The following is a 17,766-nucleotide window of genomic DNA, read 5'->3' as shown; positions in this document are numbered from 1 at the left end:
TCTGCCGTCTCTTGCGGAGCTGCGAGAAGACGTACAACAGTCCCCGGAGGTGAGAGCCCGGGGATCTTTTCAAAGACTCACCCCCTATGGACCAAGCCGAAATCAACAACTGGCAGACCATCGCCGAAAGCATGGAAGCCAAGGGCGACACGGAAAGCTGGTTCTACCTCCGCGCTCGAGCCATTGCCGATGGCAAGCCAGACCCGATGCCCAGCGTTTCAGAACTGATGGGAGACAGTGCTGCGTAACGGCCACAAACACAGTGACGCAGGACAGTCCAGCTGATCCGTTGAGACTCCGGCCCTGCGGGGCCAGGGGTCCCGGCGACTGAGACGGGAATGGGATGCGACGAGACAACCTCCATCACGTCCAAATCGAGTCCAGCAATCTTGAGACTCAACCGGCCAGTGAGATCGGAGTGGCACTGACAAACTGGCCTTTGCTCCTTTGCCGCAGCTCAGCGTCTTCGAAGAGCGCGCACATTCAGCACCGTGTTGATGGCCGCCAACGTAACCAGACAGGTGAGGCAAAAATCCTTGTAATCCATGGGGCATTGAGCAAGCCCCGAAGATTGCCATATCACCGCCGGTAGGAATGGTGCGTAAACCGGCCACGGAAGTGAGCAGCAAACTGCGCATCCAGTTGTGGCTGCACAACCATTGCTCTCAACGCATTCAGAGCACCAACGGCTGCTGAATACTGACCATCGCGTTCAGCTTTGGCGGCTAGACGTTGATATTGCGTCGCCAACCAACCCACCATCTGCTGAAGCTCAACCGAGTCCAAGGCGTTCGCTAGTTCACTCTGCGCGATTTCTATGTCACGCAGACTCGTTCGCCTGCTGCACCCCCACTTCACAGTCAACTGAGACGCAGCGTCAGTTGGCGGGACACCACTGCTAATCAGCTGTAGAGCCTCGTTACGGCGTTGTTGTCGTTGTGCTCTGGTGGTGATTGCCATTGGTGTTCAGCGTTAAAGCTTTGTCAAGCCAACAGTGTTATGTCTTCAGCAGTTAGCTCAGGCTTTCCTTTCAGGATTGCCACAAGACCTCCCTCACTACTGTTGCCCCAGTTCTTCTCTGCGCCATTTCCATCGAAGTAGAGGCGACCTTTCTTCTCAAAATATACAAAGTCGTAATCCTCCTTGGACATTTGCTTGAATTCCTTCTTGCTCCTAGTCGATGCAAAGCTGATATCGGAGACACCTTGCAAGGAAGGGAACGCATTGGGACCGACAGCAATTGTGTCTCCTTGCGACGCATTAAATCCAATGATCTTATCAGCAGATTTCTTTGTGAATGCTTCAAAGGAATCAAAAGTGAAGGCATCTGCACCCGTCGTTCCTTTTAATTTGCCCTTGCCAAGAACCGATTCAATGATGCTGTCGTATTCCTCTGGCTCTGGTGCGGGTTTTAGTTGCAGCCCCTGCAAAGTATCAAAGCTCTCTACTACAAGCCTGTGTCCTTCAACACCACCGTGATTTCCATCACCACCGAATAATGATTCACGCAAAACTGCATCGCCACCAGCACGTTGGTCATAAAGATAATCGGTATTAATAAATTCTACTTTACTATTATTTTCAGCTAAGTAACTAAATTTATTGTGGAGTATTTGTATAAAATTGCGTGGATGTGTTGCACTTATTGCATATCCTACTATTACGATTTTACTCCAAAGGTTATCCGCTAATATTGAATTTATGAGGCTCTCCATCTGATCCGCAGCCTGATTCGACCAGTCGACCGGATTCTCGCCATCCGGGATATTAAGTACATTTCCTATACCACCTGAAATCATTAGTGTGTCAAATTTATCATCTGATAAGCTATTTTTTAATGTATCATATAGGTCGCTAATATTTGCTAGTGATAGTCCCTCCGAACTCAACGCCCAGTCCACCGCGGCTTGGCCAATCACAGCACTGCCCTTGGCTGCATTTTCGCCAATGTCATAACCTTTACCCATTAATTGCATTTGGATTGAACAATTACTGGCAGTGTCACCACCGTACGATCTAGGTGAACCGTACAAATTGGACTCCAAAGCCGAGGGATCTACCATATCCAACAAACTATCGCCGATAAATGATATATAACCAGCCGCATTTTTATTAGACTCCGACGCTTCTATTTCAACCGGGCAATCAGGTTCAGGATTTTTTGCATTAGGAATTTTTCGATGTAAATCGAATGTATGAATAAATTTGTCCCCTGAAATGTCTTCCCATGCTAAAATTGCCATTGACTTGTATAGCGATAAACTAAGAATAGCATTCCATTAATCTAAGAATTGCATTAAGTGATACCTAGCTCATCTTGGCTCATCAATTACTGAGTGATATATCAATCAATATAAGGGCTTCTTCTCCCCCAAATGCTGGATGCGCGTGGTTCAATGCCGCTTCAAACTAGAAGCTCACGCCTAGGTGCCACGCCACCATCCTGTCCCGCTCAACTTAACAAATGAACGGGTCAATACAATCCAGCAGCAGCTCCGTCACTGCTGGTTTTCCTAGGTCTTGGATGCCGCCATACAGCCACCGCTTGAACAGGACAGGGCCGTTACGCGTAAGGAGTCACCAGCGGACTGTCACAGCAGCCCAGCACCAGTAAAGGCATCGATCATTTCTGCTTCAGCAGCAGGATCGAGGTTCATGTCAGCGATGGTGTCTTGAATAATGCGTCGCGTGATGGCGAACCATTCTTTGCGTGTTGCTGAGCGTGGCCAGACGTCTATTTCAAGGACTGGTGCTTGTGAGACGTGATCAAGAATGTTTGGCATCGGTATCGGGTGCGTCTGGAAACTGATGGTTGACCAGGGTTATGAGGTCTCCAGCAGATGCTTGAGACGTTGCCTGAGATCCACAGCTGCATCTCGTTGATCGAGCAGGCCGCCGGACTGCAGTTCAATCTCCCGGCTGAGGTTGGAGATTTGGCGTTCCAGCTCTGCAACATGGGCGGTGAGCTGGTCTCTGTAGAAGGGTTGAGCGACAGCCTTCGGCAACCAGTCGACCCAGGTCTCCTCAACGAAGCTCGCTGGCATACCGCTGAAGCTTGGGTCAGCCTCCAGCACATGATCGCGATGGGTTAGCTGTCGATCGAGAAGTCGTCTGCTGTCCTGTGGTTGGCAATGGAGCCAACCAAGGCAAGGGTGCGGCCGAGCAAGCATCAGAAGTACCTCCCAGTCATGGGGTTGATGCCACTGACGAGCTGCTGCTCGCGAGTCTTGGCAGCACGTTCGTTGGCCTCCCTCAGGCACTCTGTGCGCATCCTCAAAGCCTCAACACGAAGCTTTTGAGCCTCCCTCTCTTCATCCATGCGGCGCTTCACCGAGGCATCCAGCCCGCAGTAGTTCGCTAGTGCTGCATCAGCCTGTGTAATCAACGAGGCCAAGGTGAGATTTTCTTGGATCGCCTTGAAGTTCACGGGCGTTCCATATTTTCTGCGGGGGAGCAACCCTTGTGCACCTGGAATCTGCTCAATCCTGGCTTCTAAGCGCCGGGCAACAGCCTCAGCATCAGATGCTTCTCGATAGGACTGATCAATGGCCTGATCTAAATCAATCATTGGTTAACCTCAACTGCAGTAAGACGGCTTTGGGGGGTGGAAAGAGGGCAGCCCTGCGGGACTGAGGGACAATCATCATCAATTGATTGCTTCTCTAATGCTGACTCTTGCAGTATTTGAGAAAGCACCATTTCCACATAGACAGGAAGTGTACGTTTAGGCATCGTTGAACTAAACTAAAGGAGCAGATCTCTCATCTATAGATGTTGGTGATTCCTAGGGGCGGAGTGATGCACCGCCCTTATTTTATTGTCTTGCAATAACAAAAGAAAGGCTTCTACCCTTGTGCTCACTTGACTTCTACCAACTTCTCCAAGATTCAGCAGGTTTCCGCAGCAGTCCTCTGTGACCCCGCATGGGTCACTTAGCCCTAAAACGACGACCTTCGGGTCACACCCTGGGTCGCAGCTCCAAAATCTCGGCCTAGTCGCATCCGTGACTCAAGTATTGGCAATGGTTGAAGGGCCCTTCCAGGCCCCATGAGTCATTTGGGTAATACAACTGACTGCTTTCCTTACGGAAACAACGATCACGGGCAGAACATAGTCAGAGCCCTGGTCTGTTGGCAACCCTTGACGACAGAGAACGACTGAATAGGATCTTTTTGGCATCACTTTTGGCATCACTCCATTGGCTCCGGATGACTCGCGCCCCCGGTGGGAACAGCGCCTGGTCGAGACAACTGAGCCTTGGAACGGCTGGAGCATCTCCCGCGTCCGCGACCGGATCGTGCTGCGCGTCAGGAAGCGTGGCCGCCCCGCAGAGACCGCCTACTTGCCGCGGCCCAACACCTGGGATGAGGTGCACCACCGCAACGCCATCCGGTGGATTGAGGCGGTCTACAAGGCGTGGGACAACGGCGAGAAAACGCTGAAGGCAGCAGTCGCCGACGCTCACGACACAAGCGATCTCCAAGGAGAGGAGAAGGCCAAAACATGGGCACAAATCGCAGACGCAATGGAGGCGTCCCGGGTGCAGCAGTCGCAGAAGTGCAGCGCCCACACCTTCCGGAAGAACTGGCGGCCATTCATCGACTACGCCGTGAGGCTCATCAACACCGGCAAGGCCCACGACGGCTATGGCCTGTTGAAGGAGGCTCTGAAGAACTGGGAAGGGGCTCCCACGATGAAGGTGGAGTGCGGCCGCTACCTCGGCCTGTTTATGCAGTTCGCGGTGTCCCGGCACAAGGCCCCAGCGAGCTGGCTGATCACCGAGTTCGACAAGGACGAGCTGATCCCCAAGGCACCGAAGCCGAGGCTTAAAGCGGTGCTGGACGACCTAGAGATGCTGCGCCTGATTGAGCTGGCCGACTCGGTAAACGTCAGGTGGGGCAACGTGTTCCGACTATTGACGCAATTTGGTTTAAGACCCATCGAGCTTCAGCATCTGAGCAGCCGAGTCAACCCGGTGACCGGCAAGCCAGCCATCTGGTGCAATTACAGGAAGACCGGCGGTGAAGAGGAAACCGATCCCCGCTTCCTGGAAGCGATGTACATCCGCGACGGCAACGATCAGCCGGTGGTGTGGCCCCTGGAGCAGGCGATGGCCGACGGAACCTTGCAGCTGCCCACCGGCAGGGATGGTGATGTCCGCAAGCTCTCTGGGAGCGCGGTGAACTGCTACATCCACCGGAAGTCACGATCGACAGGCAAGCCCAGCGGTGCGGTTCAGATCTATTGGGCAGAGCTGGTGGAGCACTACGACAAACAGGATCCGAGCGAGTGGTTGCGGCCCTACAGCTTTCGGGACACCTACTCGATCCGCTGCCACCGAGAGGGAGTGCCGGTGGCGTCGATCTGCGACGCGATGGGCCACAGCGAAGCGGTGCACTCGCACAGCTATCGGACCATGACCCTGGGGATGAGGACCCGCGACTTCGCCGCCAAGACCGGCACGATCCCGCTGCCCTGACACCACCCCAACGTTGAAGGCGGGCTTAAAGCACCGCCATGCCTGGCCACCGCCCCGATTACTCTCCGCACTTACATCCACAAGAGCCTTCGCCATGACAGGGCTCATTATTGGCATGCCCTGTTGAACAGGACGTCGAGCAAAAGAACTTACCTTGAAGAACAATTGCGCTCTCTTCTGCGACCATACAGGTGCACTTAGGGCATGCACATTTGATTGCTGTAGACATTTGATGTGGCCAGGCAATTTTCAGCCACAACACTAGACCAATAAGCGGCCTAAAGTATAAGAATAATTCTCATTATTGGCACAAAAGAATGATAATCATTATCGGCATAGATTTATTCAATCCTTGCAACCTCTCCCAACTGCTCTAGACACTTCCAGCTGCTGACACCATCCGTAGTGGCATCGGTGGGGAAATTTGCTGACGATCCCGATCAGTGGTGTTACGTTGCCTTCGAGATGTCGGAACAGCAGCAGCGCGTCTGCCTCCGGGGGATCAAACCGAACACGTCATCCCTGCTGGATGCAAGGTCCTGATCGCCCAATTCCGATTCGTCCTGGTCGCTTGACTCATTGGCCTGAGGGTCATGAACGTCAGCACCTGGAACGTCTTGTTCGCTATTTCACCCGCGCGCGGGTGCGACTAGACGAGGGCTTCTCTATTGGAACGCTTGACAAAGGCAATCCTGATCAGGGACGCCGGGACAAAAAGGCCAACTTCATGGCCAAGCTCCAGGCGGAACTTCTGCACCATGAGAACTGGGATGGCACCCCGCGCACCTGAGGGTGCGTGCCCTCGAAATGGAAATTGCGTCCACAACCGCTGAAGTCGCCCAGGCGGCTCAGCTCAGTCCAGAGACAATTCTTCGGATGCGGCGGGACCCCAACGGTCCTTTCCAACAGCACCGGGATTGGCAGTTCATCGGCCTCGGCACTCGCAAGGTCAGATGGAACAAGGAGCAGGCAATCCAAAGCCTGTGGAACCACAAGCGGGAGTCTTCGGCGGAGGTTGAAACCTTCGGCAGAGACACCGCGCCGCTGACGGTTTGAGGAGCACCCCCCTCGCATGAAACCAGTCAGCAACTGGAGGCAGAAGCTGCTCCCGCAGCTCACTGGCCTCCCTCTCATCCCCTGTGGTGCAGGGGAAAAGTTCAAGGCGCCCATTGATCCCTCCACTGGCTTCGGTGCGAAGGGCTGGCAACACATGTCGTTCACTCCCGATGAGATCGCGGCAATGGGACCAAAGGTCCTGTGTGTCGGCACACGCCTAGGCCCTGACGCAGGCGGCATCGTCTGCTTCGACATCGATGGGCTCAGTGCCATCAGCGAGCTGATCAGGATGGGGATCGAGCACCAGCCGGTCACCTGGATGGTTGGTCGGAATACCGATTCCAACCGCTACAAGCTCTTCTTCAGAGTGCCAAAGGAACGGTGGGAACACCTTCCAGGCAAATGCGAGGTGAAGGCCGACGGGAACGAGAAGGTCGAGATCTTCTGGTCCACAGGCCAGTGCATCGTTGCCGGCGAGCACCGCCAATCTGGCGGCGAATACGTCTGGACCCAGCGCAATCCGGAGCGGATCGCCCCCATCCCCGATGACTGGTGGGCGTTATGGCAAAAGGCCATGGCCAAGACGGAAAACAGGCGATCCCATAAACAGGTCGGGGATTGGCATGACGCCATCCCTTGCCCGATCTGTGGGCGCACAGAACCTGATTGCCGCCAATCCGCCGACGGGAAGGTGATCCTCTGCCACTACGGCAAGCGTTGGTCGCCACCGGTGATGGCCAAGGGCGAGACGGTCGTTAAGGGAGGGGTCACCTGGGCCTACTGCGGTGATCGCGAGACAGCCGTTGGCAACGCCGCGGTGTTCCGGATCCATGTGGAGCAACAGGATTTACGTCAAAAGAAAGTCCAGGCAGGCGACGCCCTCAAATTGATGGCTGAGCAGCTGGGCGATGTACCCCGACTGAACCTGCGAAGCCGCGGCATCCACATCAACGGTGCAGAGGCCACGGCGACCCAGACGGAGAACCTCTACCTCCGCCTGTCGATGCCACCGAGCCCCAACCGGTGGAGCCAGAAGATCGCTCGCGATGCGTTTATTGAGCTGGCTCACGAGCATCAGTTCGATCCCGTGGATGTCTACCTGTCCAACCTCTCGGCGGACCCCCTGCCTGATGAGGACTGGAATCATCTGGGTCGCTTCCTGTTCAACGTCGACGACCCCATCGCCGACGCATTCATGCCTCGGTATCTGACCAGCGCCGTGGCCAGGGTCAAAGTCCCCGGCTGCCAGCAACGTCAGACCCCGTGCATTCTTGGCGGCCAGGGGATCGGGAAGACGGAGGCAGGCAGGAGCCTGTTCGGCCACGAGTTCTACGGCGACGGACTTTCCTCCGCGCTGGACATCGACGACGTGACCCGACTCCAGTTCGTGTGGGGCATGGAGCTGGGCGAGCTGAACGGCATCACCCGCCGGACTCAACAGGAAAAGCTCAAAGCCTTCCTGAGTAGGCGGGTGGACTTAGTGCGCCGTAAGTACGCCCCAGGCACTGAACCGATCCACCGGCGGTCCGTGTTCTTCGCGACGACGAACAAGTCGCCGCTGACGGACAACACCGGCTCCACCAGGTTCGTGATGATCCCCGTCGGTGACGAAAAGCTGCCCGTTCAGCGGATCGCCGAAGCCAGAGACGCCATCTGGACCAAGGCACTGCGGGAGTTCCAGAACGGTCTCCAGACGTGGAGCACCGATGAGGAGATGGATCGCATCCTCACCAGGAACAGCGACTACGACCTCGTGGACCCGTGGTCGGATCTGATCGGCGACTGGCTTAAACGCCAGGGCACTGCGGCTTACGTCCAGCGCCAGCAGATCTACGACTTCCTGGAGATCGGTCCGGAACGCCAGAACAACTTCAACGCCCAACGCATCCGGGAGTTGATGACCCATCACGGGTGGCTCTATGACCAACGCCGCATCGGCACCGGCAAGTGGGTTAGGGCCTTCTGGAACCCGAGTCGCCCGGACTAATAACCCCTCCCCTTATTCCCCTCTCACCCATTTATCCAGTTCTGGATTCTTGGGTGTTGGGGGTGACTACGTAATCCATTTTTTGCAACTTCACCCGTGATCATCACCGCACTACCCCGAATGGGCAGCGGCAGGATTAGTGAAGCCAAAAGACTGCAATTTCATGCAGATATGCATGAAGTAGTGGCTTGGATGCGCCAATACGTTGCGCGTCTCGGTTTTGCTCCTGTTGCTCGCTCCTGGCTGTATGCCCTGGAATCAGAAGGCATCATCACTAAAGGCGATTTCACTTGGTCTGGTAAGTGGCTTGCTGATCGCCGCAAAGAAGGGCTGATTCCGTTTGAACTTGTCGGTGCGGATTCAACCCGTGCTCTGTCTGGTTCTGACGTCTACGACAAAGAAGAAACCCCGCGGGAATACATCAACCGTCAGCTGCGGGAATCGCTGGATCAAGCCAAGCATTACTGGCCTGCCAGCTACTGGAAGCATCAGGAGTACTTCCCGATCATCTGGACTGAAAAACGTGACCTGATCAAGCTGTTCGAGCCGGAATTGCCCAACGCAATCCGCCGTTTTGCCAGCAAAGGCCAGGCTGACGTGAACAGCAGGGTGGCGCTGATTCAGGAATGTGATTGGGCCGAGTTGCAGGGACTGGAACCGGTGGTTCTTTATTGCGGCGACCTTGATCCGATGGGGGTCAAGATGTCCGACGCAATCGCTGAAAACCTGAGGCCATTGGCCAAGGTTCTGAACTGGGACGATTCCCTGGAAGACATGGCTGACGACGGTCGAATCGTGCGCTTTGGGCTAAACGCCGAGTTTGTGGACAATGCCGGTCTGGTGTGGATCGACGGTCTTGAAACCAGCAGTGGTGGTGACTTGGCCAACCCAAATCACAAGCACCGCAAGTTCCCGTATGTGCAGGACTACCTGGAGACGTACGGGCCGCGAAAGGTAGAAGCCAATGCGCTGATCGCCAATCCAACTGCTGCCCGTTCATTGATACGTGATGAGCTGTGGCAGTGGTTAAGCCACTCCGGCCACAAGCAGTGGGAATCAGAAAACAGAGCTGCCAGCTCAGAAGCCACCGGCCATGTTGATGCGATCACCAGGATGCTGGCGATGTTCGATTCGGTTGGGGCGCTTTACAACCCCAGACGATTGGAGCAGGCAGTTAATAGCGGGCTGAACTCACTTCCACCGGCGGCAAATTAAAACAGTCCCTAGAGATCGTTTTCCAAAAATCCTGGTGTGACTGAAATCAACCAGACCATCACTTCAGAAGAACGTCAAAGGCCCCTAGAAATGAAGTCGGAAGACCAAAGGGATCAAAAAACCGTGTTCCGGAACACGGTAAATATTGGGGCTTTTTCATTACGCAATTCCCGTTACGACTGGAACTCCGCCAACTTCACCATGAGTTGGTGGACCTCCTGCACCTGCTGATCACTCAGCCGGAAGTACTCCGTTTGAGGCAAGCGAACATCCTTGAAACGTCGATGCAGCTCCCGTTCGACCTCCTGGAAGTTGGAGCAGCGAACGACATTTAGAAGCTCATCCGGCGCAAGTTGCTTCAGCCTCCGCAGCATGTTTTCTGTAATCCCGATTTTGAAGAGATCCTCGTTCCTGACGAAGTAAACGAACCCCGCTGGAGGCGTGTCTACTACTGGGCTCTGGTCAGCGGGAGGGAAGTAAAGATACCGAGTCAAAGTGGCATCACTGGCGTGGTTGTTCTTCCTGCCGCCGTAAGAGTGCCATTCGCTGATGAGCATCCCGAGATCCTTTGGATCCCCTGTGGGCAGTGCTTTTTTGAGGTGATCAGGAGTTTCACCATCCCACTTGGTCGCTATCCATTCGCGCATGAACTCGCGAAACTCCGCTTTTTCATCCGCCGCGCGAGCTACCTGCTTGGCCTCACGCTTGGCCTGCATCATTTCCTTGAACTCAGCTCGCTCTTTTGCCAAGCGAACATCTTCAGGAGTCGGCTCCTTGGACTGTTTAGAGGTTGAACCACCATCAGAGAGCTGACTTTCGAAAACTCCAACGATCCTTCCTTCCTCCCAAGCATCGCTTTCCTTTCGAAATTTTTTTGCCTCCTTGAGATACCGGCGGCGATTTTCCGATACATCTGCCCTGGTTTCTGGCGGGTAGTCCAGAGCGTCACGCCATCCTTCGCTTCCTGGTGGGTACTGACCAGACATCAAGCTTTTTTGCCTGGAACCAGTTTGGCTCCGTAAGGCTAGTTACGACTGCCAGCGCCGGAAGCTCCTGAAGGGGGTATGGGAGCGTGCTGATTTCCAGATCAATATTGTCAGCTACGCCCACCCAGGTAAGACCAGGGCCATAACAAGGATGTCGCTTCACCCCAGCATGGCGAAAGCTAACCTCATAGTTAAGACGCCGCATGGCGCCACTATCCAAAGGACCGAAGATGGCCATTTCTTGGTTTGCGATGGCGAAAACCATTGCCGCGTTACAAGGAGCCTTTATTCGGCAGAGCAAGAGTTAGGCGCCCTTGAGACGGGATTTCTCTTCCCATACTCAACGGCCTTTCGTCAGGCTCGAGGGCTCTAGCTCCTCCATCTCAACCGGACTCCTGAGTTCATCCAACTTCCGTCAGAACAGATGCAGCGACAGCGGTTGTCAGCGCCAAACTGACGACACTCTTGATTCGCTGATGCAGTTGAAAATCAACGGCCGAAACATAAGTGTTCGCTTTAAAAGCGACGCGGTTGTAGCTCAAAGAGTCGCGGCTCATATCAAACGCCGCTTAGAAGAAGACGACTGGCTTCCCTTTCAGTCAAAAAAGGAAGCACTGGAGGCATGGCAAAAGCTTGGGGGCATCCGTGTTCAGGTATTGAGGGCTTACGACCTCATCTGATCACCGCACAGGCTTTGGGCCGGGCAATGGAGACCTCGGAACAGGCATTACGACCCATTGATTTTGTAGTGCTTGCTACTAAAATCTTTATAGGTTCTGGATCGAACTATGACAACCATGCAGTCAATCGGGAGGAAAATCCTGACCTATGTGTCGCCAAAAGCCAAGGAACAGTCTGCTTATTTTAAAATAGCAAGAGACATTTCCGAAGCGCAATTCTATCTTGGAAACAGATTTCGGGAAATCTATCTATGGCAAGAAGTAGCAGATCTCGATATGGACGTTGCAAGAATAGAGAATCTACTTTATGGATGCTTTTTTCATGATGATGAAGATACGATGACCGAAACAGACAGAGAGTTTATGGCCAATAAACAAAGTTAACTTGGCAAACAGTTCCAGTGTTTGTTAAACCACGCTCATGCGAGCAATTTAGGCCGTCTTTCCACCGGGAAGGGCGGCCTTCCTCTCTTGCTGACAGTCAATCACGCCGTTCTCAGCGAAGGTTCTTGAACCGCAGTCGAGGAGCGCGATGGCTCTGAATCAACTGAAAGGCTTTCTGCTGCATTTGCTCTAATACAAAACACAAAAGCAAGTCTCTATTGCCAGTCTGGAGCCGCGGCCAAGCATTGTTCCGTGTCCAGAGCACACCCCTGTTCCAGGTTTGTTCCGACCCATCCACAAGAGCAAACCCGTTAGGATGACAAGAACGTTGATGTCTACTTCTGACAAATGTAACTTCCAAGAATCGAGTCTTAGAGCGCGATTTGACGAGATACGCTTAGGCAATACTTACTTATTATAAAAGCGTGAAATTCAGGGGAAACTTGCGCACCGCCTGAATTATTTCACTTGGCTGCTGTTCTGTTTTTAACTCCTCTCGCTTGCGTGAGGAGTTTTTTTTGGGTTTATCGATGCAAGCGGGAATGCATCCCATCAATTACAAGAGGCATATGTCTTTCGTACATCGCCGTAACGTCTTGGGTGGTTAGCAATTGGTAGCCGAAAAAGCGAAGTAAACTGCGGTGACGCTTGAGGTTTCTTGTTAATATTTCGATCTCCTTGAGCGACAAGAACGAAAGATTCTTGCATGTCATGTCCATGATTCCTGTAATTCCTGTGAATTTTTTTCCGCCGATCTTTTGTGGTTTATAGCTTTTTGTTTGAATCTGTGCTTGATTGCAGAAAGCTTTGATTAGTTTTTGGGGATTCTTGCAGAACTGCTCATACGTCACCAATGGCATGGATGGATTTGACTTGACATTGTTGCGTTGTGCTTTGGCCATGAGGACCCAGCTGTTGGTTGCTTTGCGAATCAACTTCTCGGGAATCTGGTCTCTCGAGCGCAACTTTTTGTTTTCAACCATGTTGTGGTATTTCTTTTTTATTGCTGAAGTGATCTGCATGTACGGAGATGAAATAGAGATTACTCCTGTCATGTCTTCAGAAAAATTTCTCTTGATCGACTCAAGTCTCATGATATTTGGAGGTGATGCTTCGATGAAAATATCTTTTTGCGAATTATGAAGTAGTGAAAGCCATGTGCTTTTGATCGGGTCCCACTTGTAATCAACGTTTGGATCCCAGCGATCTTGAGCAAAGATGATTTTTTTGACAGCAGGGACCATTTGACCTTCGTTGTTTGTGAATGACGGTAAGTAGCCGTTAACAGAGTTTGCAATGACTTGGCTCATCACTGTTGAGCCTGAAAACTTAGGGGCAAATAGAAAGAAGAACATTTCTTGCTTGTCGTGCAGGATTCTGAAAACTTTCGATTTTAGAGCCTTTTCGGGGCTTGCAATTTTTACAAAAAAACCGTAACGGGATCTAAAAAAGATGTAACAAAACTTAATAGGATCTGTTCCGTGTCACGTTCCGGGCTCTGTTCCGAGTTTGTTCCGACCCACTTACATGGGCAAACCGCTTGGTATGACACGAACCTACACGTCTACTTCTGATCCGTCAAGTCCTCGCCGAGGGCCAGCACAAAAGGCCTCGGTGACCCTATCGGCCTCCAAGAGGGCAAGATCAAGCCGGCGGCCAAGGCACCCAGACCGCTGCCGCGGGGCACCACTGCCCGCCGGAATCCGAGCCGCGCCGCCTCCTGCAGGCGTAACTCCAGCTGACCGACAGGTCTGAGCTGTCCGCCCAGACCCAGCTCGCCGACAAGCACAGTTCCCGGCGGCAGGGTGAGATCGCCCGCAGAGCAATGCATTTGATCCTGTTTGTCTTGCTGGCCGGTTCATGTCCACTGCACTGCAGTCGTTCTGAGCGAAAAAGTACCTCTAAACCCGCGAGCAAAGGTCCCCGGTGCAAATCATCTGCGCTGCAAAGGATCTGACCAAAAAAAGGCTAAAAAGCCCTCTGCGGCGCCGGCCACCTCTGTCAACACAACCTCAGTTACGTCACAGCCTCGTTCGGTGGACTCGGTGCCCGGCTGATGAGTGGATCCCCAGCCCGCACATCCAATCGAGTTGGCGGATTGCAGCAACAACAGCACCCGGGTTGCGCTGCGCCTTGGCCTGACCAGCCGTCTCAATCAAGGTCTGGACGCACCAAGCCAACATCTCTTGCCGTTTGAGGTCGGGGCCTTCGATGTCGTCATGGATCTGACGCCAAGCCCGCTTAATCAGCCTGTAGCCCTGTGACCTTGAGACCCCCCATGTTTGTCGCGCATATATGAGACAAGCGGTGTTGGTCTCACCGGCCAGGATCATTCCCTGGAGGTGATCGACTCGCTCAGCAGTGGCTTCTGTGTTGGCTTTTGCCATGGCCAGTCAGGTTCCGTGTTCAGCAGGTGAGCGATCAGTTCGCGGTGGGTTATGAGCACGATCCCGGCGAACAACGGCAATACGTCGGGTAATGCGTCGGGTAATGCGTCGGGGTAGCGCCGATGAATTAAAGCAAGAATGCTTGCCACGTTCCGCAGCTCGGGGGAAATCATTCATAAGAGATTAACTCCCCATAAGAAACAACCCGAAAACAAGAACTATCCGTACTAAGATACTAATGCGAGGGGTGCCCTAGCAATCAACAAAAAAGGGGGCTGACTTTCAAAGTCGTACCCTTTTTTAATATCATTTCGCTACTAAGGGCTACTGCAAATAACCGACACCATCTGACTGAAGCAAACGAAATAGTATCTGGACGTCTTCCCAGACCTGACCTCTGCGATGACCCATTTGGAACGCCATACCGGATTGATCCCTATAACCATCCTTATTCGGTTTACAAACTTGAGGCACCTCCAAAGACTCTGCCATCCTTGGCCTATAACCACGTGCTGAAAAGATGAAAGCAGCCACCGCACTGCTGCTGGCAGCTTGCCTTACGACAAACGTGAACGCTGCAACTGTGGTTTCTGTCGGGGACGGCGACACTATACGAGTGTCTGAAGGCAACAAAAAAATTACGGTTCGCCTTGCTTGCATTGATGCGCCGGAGAGATCCCAACAACCCTGGGGAGCGAGATCAACGGAACTACTGAAGCAGCTGACTCCCATCGGCTCTCAAGTCACTCTGAGAGTTCAGACAACAGACCGGCACGGGCGGGTCGTGGCTGAATTAATCAACTACCAAGGAAATGTGAACAAACTGATGGTGGGGGCTGGGCAAGCATTTGCTTACAGGAAGTATCTCCGTAAATGCGATGCTCAGAAATACTTGGGGATTGAGGATGAAGCGAAGCGTCGGGGTATTGGCATTTGGTCTGTCGGACGATCGGGAATCACACGTCCTTGGGACTACCGCAAGGGAGGAGGGAGCAGTATAACCAACTCCAGCAGCAGTAGGAAATACCGCTGCAAGGACATTGGCTCCTGGAGTCGCGCTCAACAACTCTTGACTAAAGGACACCGATACCTCGATGGTGACGGTGATGGAGAAGCTTGCGAATCACTCAGATGAGCGCACCGCCAGCAAGACGCAACCCAACTTGCTGACCAAAGTCGATCGCCATAACGGTTCAGGGCCCCTCCCTTCCGAATCTGAGTTGAGGCAGTCAGCGCAAACTAAATTACGGCAAGAATTGCTTGTATTAATTTCGTAGTCGTGCATGCATAAGGTTTTGATTGTGATTTCAGCTTCTACGTACCCATTGTGGGGATCCTTGAAACCATTCACCTAAATCATCTTGCGAACCATTGAAATGGTCCTCGGTTGTCTGTCCTGGAAGATTCATCTGCTGCATAAAACCGCCAACAGATTGCTGATCTAAGTGGCCCATAGCCTGAATTGACCTTGCTTTCCGCAACCAGTGCCAAACTGTTGAATTCCTATCTGCATACTTTTGAATAAGGATTCTCTCGTCAAGACTAACCAGCTCGTTTTTGGATAAACGAGTGAGGATTTCTTGGAGCTTTAGTCTTGTGTTAGTGCTCAGCATCGGAGTTGATCCGTTGGATATACATTGATCGATCAAAAATAGTTGTCCATAAAATTATGGATACCAATACAAATTGATTGCTTTATCAATAATTGCTACGAATTAGATTAACGTATTTTGGCTTTTATTAAGCAATTGATTAGTGCTAGCTATATAGAAAACAAGGCTAGAGTAAAATTAGCTACAGAACAAAAGCAATTGGCTTAATTGATACCAAAAAGAAGCATGAACAACGGCACCAGCGGAAGCAGGCGTTGAAACACCGGTAAGGACAATTGTGCTGATGCCTTTTTAGCGCCGGTTGTAGTGCGTCGAATGACCACGGAAACCCTTCTGGTCTGCACCTAGAGCCATCATCTTGTTGAGCTGGGCGACGCAGCCAACCACCACTGCGAACTGGCCGCTTTCCTCCGCCTTATCCATACCCGCCAAGACAGGCGGGATATTGGCATCAGGAATGGCATCACCGCGATTTTTGGGAAGTGGCGTAATGCCGTCTTCCCCTGCGGTGAAATGGTTTGAGGGGCCTTCCAGCCCCCATGAGTCATTTGGGTGATAAGGCTGACTTCACCCCATCTCCCCTAAGGGTCAGGCAGCAACAGGGGCTGCGTGACGGGAGAAACGAACGATGTTGTTCGCAGTTACGGGTTTGCTCTCACCGAGCAGGCTTCAGTCACCCTCCTCATGCCCCGTCGAAACCATTGCAGCCCCTTGTGGAAGGGTGAATGGAGCTGAGCGGAATCGAACCGCTGTCCGAAACACTGGTGTGGATCACCTAGTCCGGTGAACCGGACCCTGTCATTGTGACAGCAGTGGTGACCTGGAGCACAACGGTCTTGGGTCGAGGGAACCGTCTCAATGGCGTGGCGGTGCTGCCCCAGGGGCTGGAAACGCTGGGCTGCGACGAACTAGTCGCTTTGGGGGCCCATGGAGTCCAGCCCCTGCGCCGGGCAGCAGCGTTTCAGGCCGACATGGCCTGCCTCTATCGGCTGCACCTACAAGCTCGACTGCCGTTCCGCCTGCTGAGGGAGATGGCGGTTTTTCCCTGTCAGGGCCGGGCTGATCTTTACGACGGCATCAGCAACGCGCTGAATTGGGAGCAGTGGCTGCATCCCTCGATGAGCTTCCGAGTGGACGTGACCGGAACAGCGCCAGGGTTGAACCACAGCCACTACTCCGCGCTGCAGGTGAAGAATACTCTGGTGGATCTGCAACGGGAGCTTTGGGGAGAGCGTTCGTCGATCGACCTGGCTCATCCAGACCTGGCTCTGCATCTCCACCTGAACCGTGGTGGTGCGGTCCTGAGCCTGGATGGCAGTGGCGTCAGCCTTCACCGGCGGGGCTACCGCGCTGCCATGGGAGCCGCACCGTTGAAGGAGAACCTGGCTGCTGGGCTGATTCAACTCACGGGCTGGGATGGTCGGATGCCGCTGGTGGACCCTTTCTGTGGCAGCGGAATTCTGTTGATCGAAGCCGTCACGATGGCCCTGCAACAGGCTCCAGGTCTCGGTCGACAGTTCGGATTGGAAGGCTGGGCCGACTTTGATCGTGAGCTTTGGGAGCGCGAACACGCCAGGGCTCGCCAACGCCGTCGCTCCGACCTTGATCTGGCCCCCGTCGTGGGATATGAGCAGGATCCATTGATCGCAGATCAGGCCCGCGACAACATCCGAGCCGCCGGTCTTGACGGACTGATCTCCATTCATTCCGGCAGCTTTGAGCAGCAGACACTCCCTCCAGGGCCAGGGCTGCTGGTGTGCAATCCGCCCTACGGCCACCGCGTCGGTAGCGAAGACGATCTCGAACAGCTCTACCGATTGCTTGGATCCTTCGTGCGCGAGCAAGCATCAGGCTGGCAGCTGTGGTTGCTCAGCGGCAACGCTTCCCTCACTGGTGCCTTACGGCTTAAGGCCAGCCGTCGCATCCCCGTGAGCAATGGCGGTATCGATTGCCGCTGGCTGAACTACGGGATCCGTTGA

General features: G+C 53.5%; 22 protein-coding genes. 11 read left to right on the top strand and 11 right to left on the bottom strand.

Features of this window, described 5'->3' with window-relative positions; all coding sequences use genetic code 11:
* Positions 1 to 86 precede the first annotated feature (86 nt).
* Positions 87 to 248: a hypothetical protein gene (locus tag TX72_RS14345; RefSeq protein ID WP_173358483.1), complete on the top strand. Its 162-nt coding sequence runs from the start codon at positions 87 to 89 to the stop codon at positions 246 to 248.
* A 331-nt stretch (positions 249 to 579) separates the two neighbouring features.
* On the opposite strand, the gene TX72_RS14620 is transcribed toward TX72_RS14345, so the two are convergent.
* The 5 genes from TX72_RS14620 to TX72_RS01825 form a co-directional block, all read right to left on the bottom strand.
* A complete protein-coding gene (locus TX72_RS14620) occupies positions 580 to 786 on the bottom strand; it encodes a hypothetical protein (protein WP_225867723.1) in 207 nt (68 codons plus the stop codon).
* Positions 787 to 983: 197 nt separating this feature from the next.
* A complete protein-coding gene (locus TX72_RS01840; protein ID WP_011127237.1) occupies positions 984 to 2,243 on the bottom strand; it encodes an SGNH/GDSL hydrolase family protein in 1,260 nt (419 codons plus the stop codon).
* Positions 2,244 to 2,591: 348 nt separating this feature from the next.
* On the bottom strand, positions 2,592 to 2,783 hold the full coding sequence (locus TX72_RS01835) for a hypothetical protein (protein ID WP_042502872.1): 192 nt from the start codon (positions 2,781 to 2,783) through the stop codon (positions 2,592 to 2,594).
* A gap of 39 nt (positions 2,784 to 2,822) precedes the next feature.
* Complete coding sequence (locus TX72_RS01830; RefSeq protein ID WP_011127236.1) at positions 2,823 to 3,170, bottom strand: hypothetical protein; 348 nt, start codon at positions 3,168 to 3,170, stop codon at positions 2,823 to 2,825.
* The gene (locus tag TX72_RS01825) at positions 3,170 to 3,568 is read right to left on the bottom strand and encodes a hypothetical protein (protein WP_011127235.1); all 399 of its coding nucleotides are present in this window, start codon (positions 3,566 to 3,568) and stop codon (positions 3,170 to 3,172) included. The genes TX72_RS01830 and TX72_RS01825 overlap by 1 nt, the downstream gene beginning before the upstream one ends.
* 630 nt (positions 3,569 to 4,198) lie before the next feature.
* Between TX72_RS01825 and TX72_RS01820 the strand changes: the two genes are divergently transcribed.
* Complete coding sequence (locus TX72_RS01820) at positions 4,199 to 5,479, top strand: site-specific integrase (protein ID WP_011127234.1); 1,281 nt, start codon at positions 4,199 to 4,201, stop codon at positions 5,477 to 5,479.
* Positions 5,480 to 5,537: 58 nt separating this feature from the next.
* On the opposite strand, the gene TX72_RS12955 is transcribed toward TX72_RS01820, so the two are convergent.
* On the bottom strand, positions 5,538 to 5,708 hold the full coding sequence (locus TX72_RS12955) for a metallothionein (RefSeq protein ID WP_011127233.1): 171 nt from the start codon (positions 5,706 to 5,708) through the stop codon (positions 5,538 to 5,540).
* Positions 5,709 to 6,050: 342 nt separating this feature from the next.
* On the opposite strand from TX72_RS12955, the gene TX72_RS01815 reads away from it, so the two are divergent.
* The 4 genes from TX72_RS01815 (at position 6,051) to TX72_RS01800 (ending at position 9,737) form a co-directional block, all read left to right on the top strand.
* Positions 6,051 to 6,269, top strand: coding sequence for a hypothetical protein (locus tag TX72_RS01815; RefSeq protein ID WP_225867722.1), 219 nt, complete (start codon positions 6,051 to 6,053; stop codon positions 6,267 to 6,269).
* Between the two features lie 2 nt (positions 6,270 to 6,271).
* Positions 6,272 to 6,535, top strand: a complete 264-nt coding sequence (locus tag TX72_RS01810; RefSeq protein ID WP_011127231.1) for a hypothetical protein — start codon at positions 6,272 to 6,274, stop codon at positions 6,533 to 6,535.
* A 16-nt stretch (positions 6,536 to 6,551) separates the two neighbouring features.
* Positions 6,552 to 8,522 carry a VapE domain-containing protein gene (locus TX72_RS01805; protein WP_011127230.1) on the top strand — a complete coding sequence of 657 codons (1,971 nt, stop codon included), beginning with the start codon at positions 6,552 to 6,554 and terminating at the stop codon, positions 8,520 to 8,522.
* Positions 8,523 to 8,618: 96 nt separating this feature from the next.
* Positions 8,619 to 9,737, top strand: a complete 1,119-nt coding sequence (locus TX72_RS01800; RefSeq protein WP_011127229.1) for a hypothetical protein — start codon at positions 8,619 to 8,621, stop codon at positions 9,735 to 9,737.
* A gap of 173 nt (positions 9,738 to 9,910) precedes the next feature.
* Here TX72_RS01800 and TX72_RS12780 read toward each other — a convergent pair whose 3' ends face one another.
* Positions 9,911 to 10,723 (bottom strand): GIY-YIG nuclease family protein, encoded by an 813-nt coding sequence (locus TX72_RS12780; RefSeq protein ID WP_011127228.1) that lies wholly within the window; start codon positions 10,721 to 10,723, stop codon positions 9,911 to 9,913.
* 476 nt (positions 10,724 to 11,199) lie between these two features.
* Here TX72_RS12780 and TX72_RS01780 point away from each other — a divergent pair, with 476 nt between their 5' ends.
* Both TX72_RS01780 and TX72_RS01775 read left to right on the top strand, forming a co-directional pair.
* Positions 11,200 to 11,403 (top strand): hypothetical protein, encoded by a 204-nt coding sequence (locus TX72_RS01780; RefSeq protein ID WP_042502862.1) that lies wholly within the window; start codon positions 11,200 to 11,202, stop codon positions 11,401 to 11,403.
* 108 nt (positions 11,404 to 11,511) lie between these two features.
* Positions 11,512 to 11,787, top strand: a complete 276-nt coding sequence (locus TX72_RS01775; RefSeq protein ID WP_011127226.1) for a hypothetical protein — start codon at positions 11,512 to 11,514, stop codon at positions 11,785 to 11,787.
* Between the two features lie 524 nt (positions 11,788 to 12,311).
* Here the strand turns inward: TX72_RS01775 and TX72_RS01770 are convergent.
* Complete coding sequence (locus TX72_RS01770) at positions 12,312 to 13,097, bottom strand: hypothetical protein (protein ID WP_148228740.1); 786 nt, start codon at positions 13,095 to 13,097, stop codon at positions 12,312 to 12,314.
* A 254-nt stretch (positions 13,098 to 13,351) separates the two neighbouring features.
* Entirely contained in the window at positions 13,352 to 13,618 is a 267-nt protein-coding gene (locus TX72_RS01765; protein WP_011127224.1) for a DNA repair protein, read from the bottom strand.
* A gap of 229 nt (positions 13,619 to 13,847) precedes the next feature.
* Between TX72_RS01765 and TX72_RS14080 the strand changes: the two genes are divergently transcribed.
* Positions 13,848 to 14,051, top strand: a complete 204-nt coding sequence (locus TX72_RS14080) for a hypothetical protein (RefSeq protein WP_158305707.1) — start codon at positions 13,848 to 13,850, stop codon at positions 14,049 to 14,051.
* Between the two features lie 65 nt (positions 14,052 to 14,116).
* Here TX72_RS14080 and TX72_RS14075 read toward each other — a convergent pair whose 3' ends face one another.
* On the bottom strand, positions 14,117 to 14,347 hold the full coding sequence (locus tag TX72_RS14075) for a hypothetical protein (protein WP_158305706.1): 231 nt from the start codon (positions 14,345 to 14,347) through the stop codon (positions 14,117 to 14,119).
* 347 nt (positions 14,348 to 14,694) lie between these two features.
* Between TX72_RS14075 and TX72_RS01755 the strand changes: the two genes are divergently transcribed.
* Complete coding sequence (locus TX72_RS01755) at positions 14,695 to 15,309, top strand: thermonuclease family protein (protein ID WP_011127222.1); 615 nt, start codon at positions 14,695 to 14,697, stop codon at positions 15,307 to 15,309.
* A 172-nt stretch (positions 15,310 to 15,481) separates the two neighbouring features.
* Here TX72_RS01755 and TX72_RS12945 read toward each other — a convergent pair whose 3' ends face one another.
* Positions 15,482 to 15,787: a DUF8638 family protein gene (locus TX72_RS12945; RefSeq protein ID WP_011127221.1), complete on the bottom strand. Its 306-nt coding sequence runs from the start codon at positions 15,785 to 15,787 to the stop codon at positions 15,482 to 15,484.
* Between the two features lie 836 nt (positions 15,788 to 16,623).
* Here TX72_RS12945 and TX72_RS01750 point away from each other — a divergent pair.
* Positions 16,624 to 17,766 carry a THUMP domain-containing class I SAM-dependent RNA methyltransferase gene (locus tag TX72_RS01750; protein WP_042504109.1) on the top strand — a complete coding sequence of 381 codons (1,143 nt, stop codon included), beginning with the start codon at positions 16,624 to 16,626 and terminating at the stop codon, positions 17,764 to 17,766.

The organism is Parasynechococcus marenigrum WH 8102, from assembly GCF_000195975.1.
In the GTDB taxonomy this organism is placed as follows: Bacteria; Cyanobacteriota; Cyanobacteriia; order PCC-6307; family Cyanobiaceae; genus Parasynechococcus; species Parasynechococcus marisnigri.
This window is presented reverse-complemented; position numbering and strand designations above follow the sequence as displayed.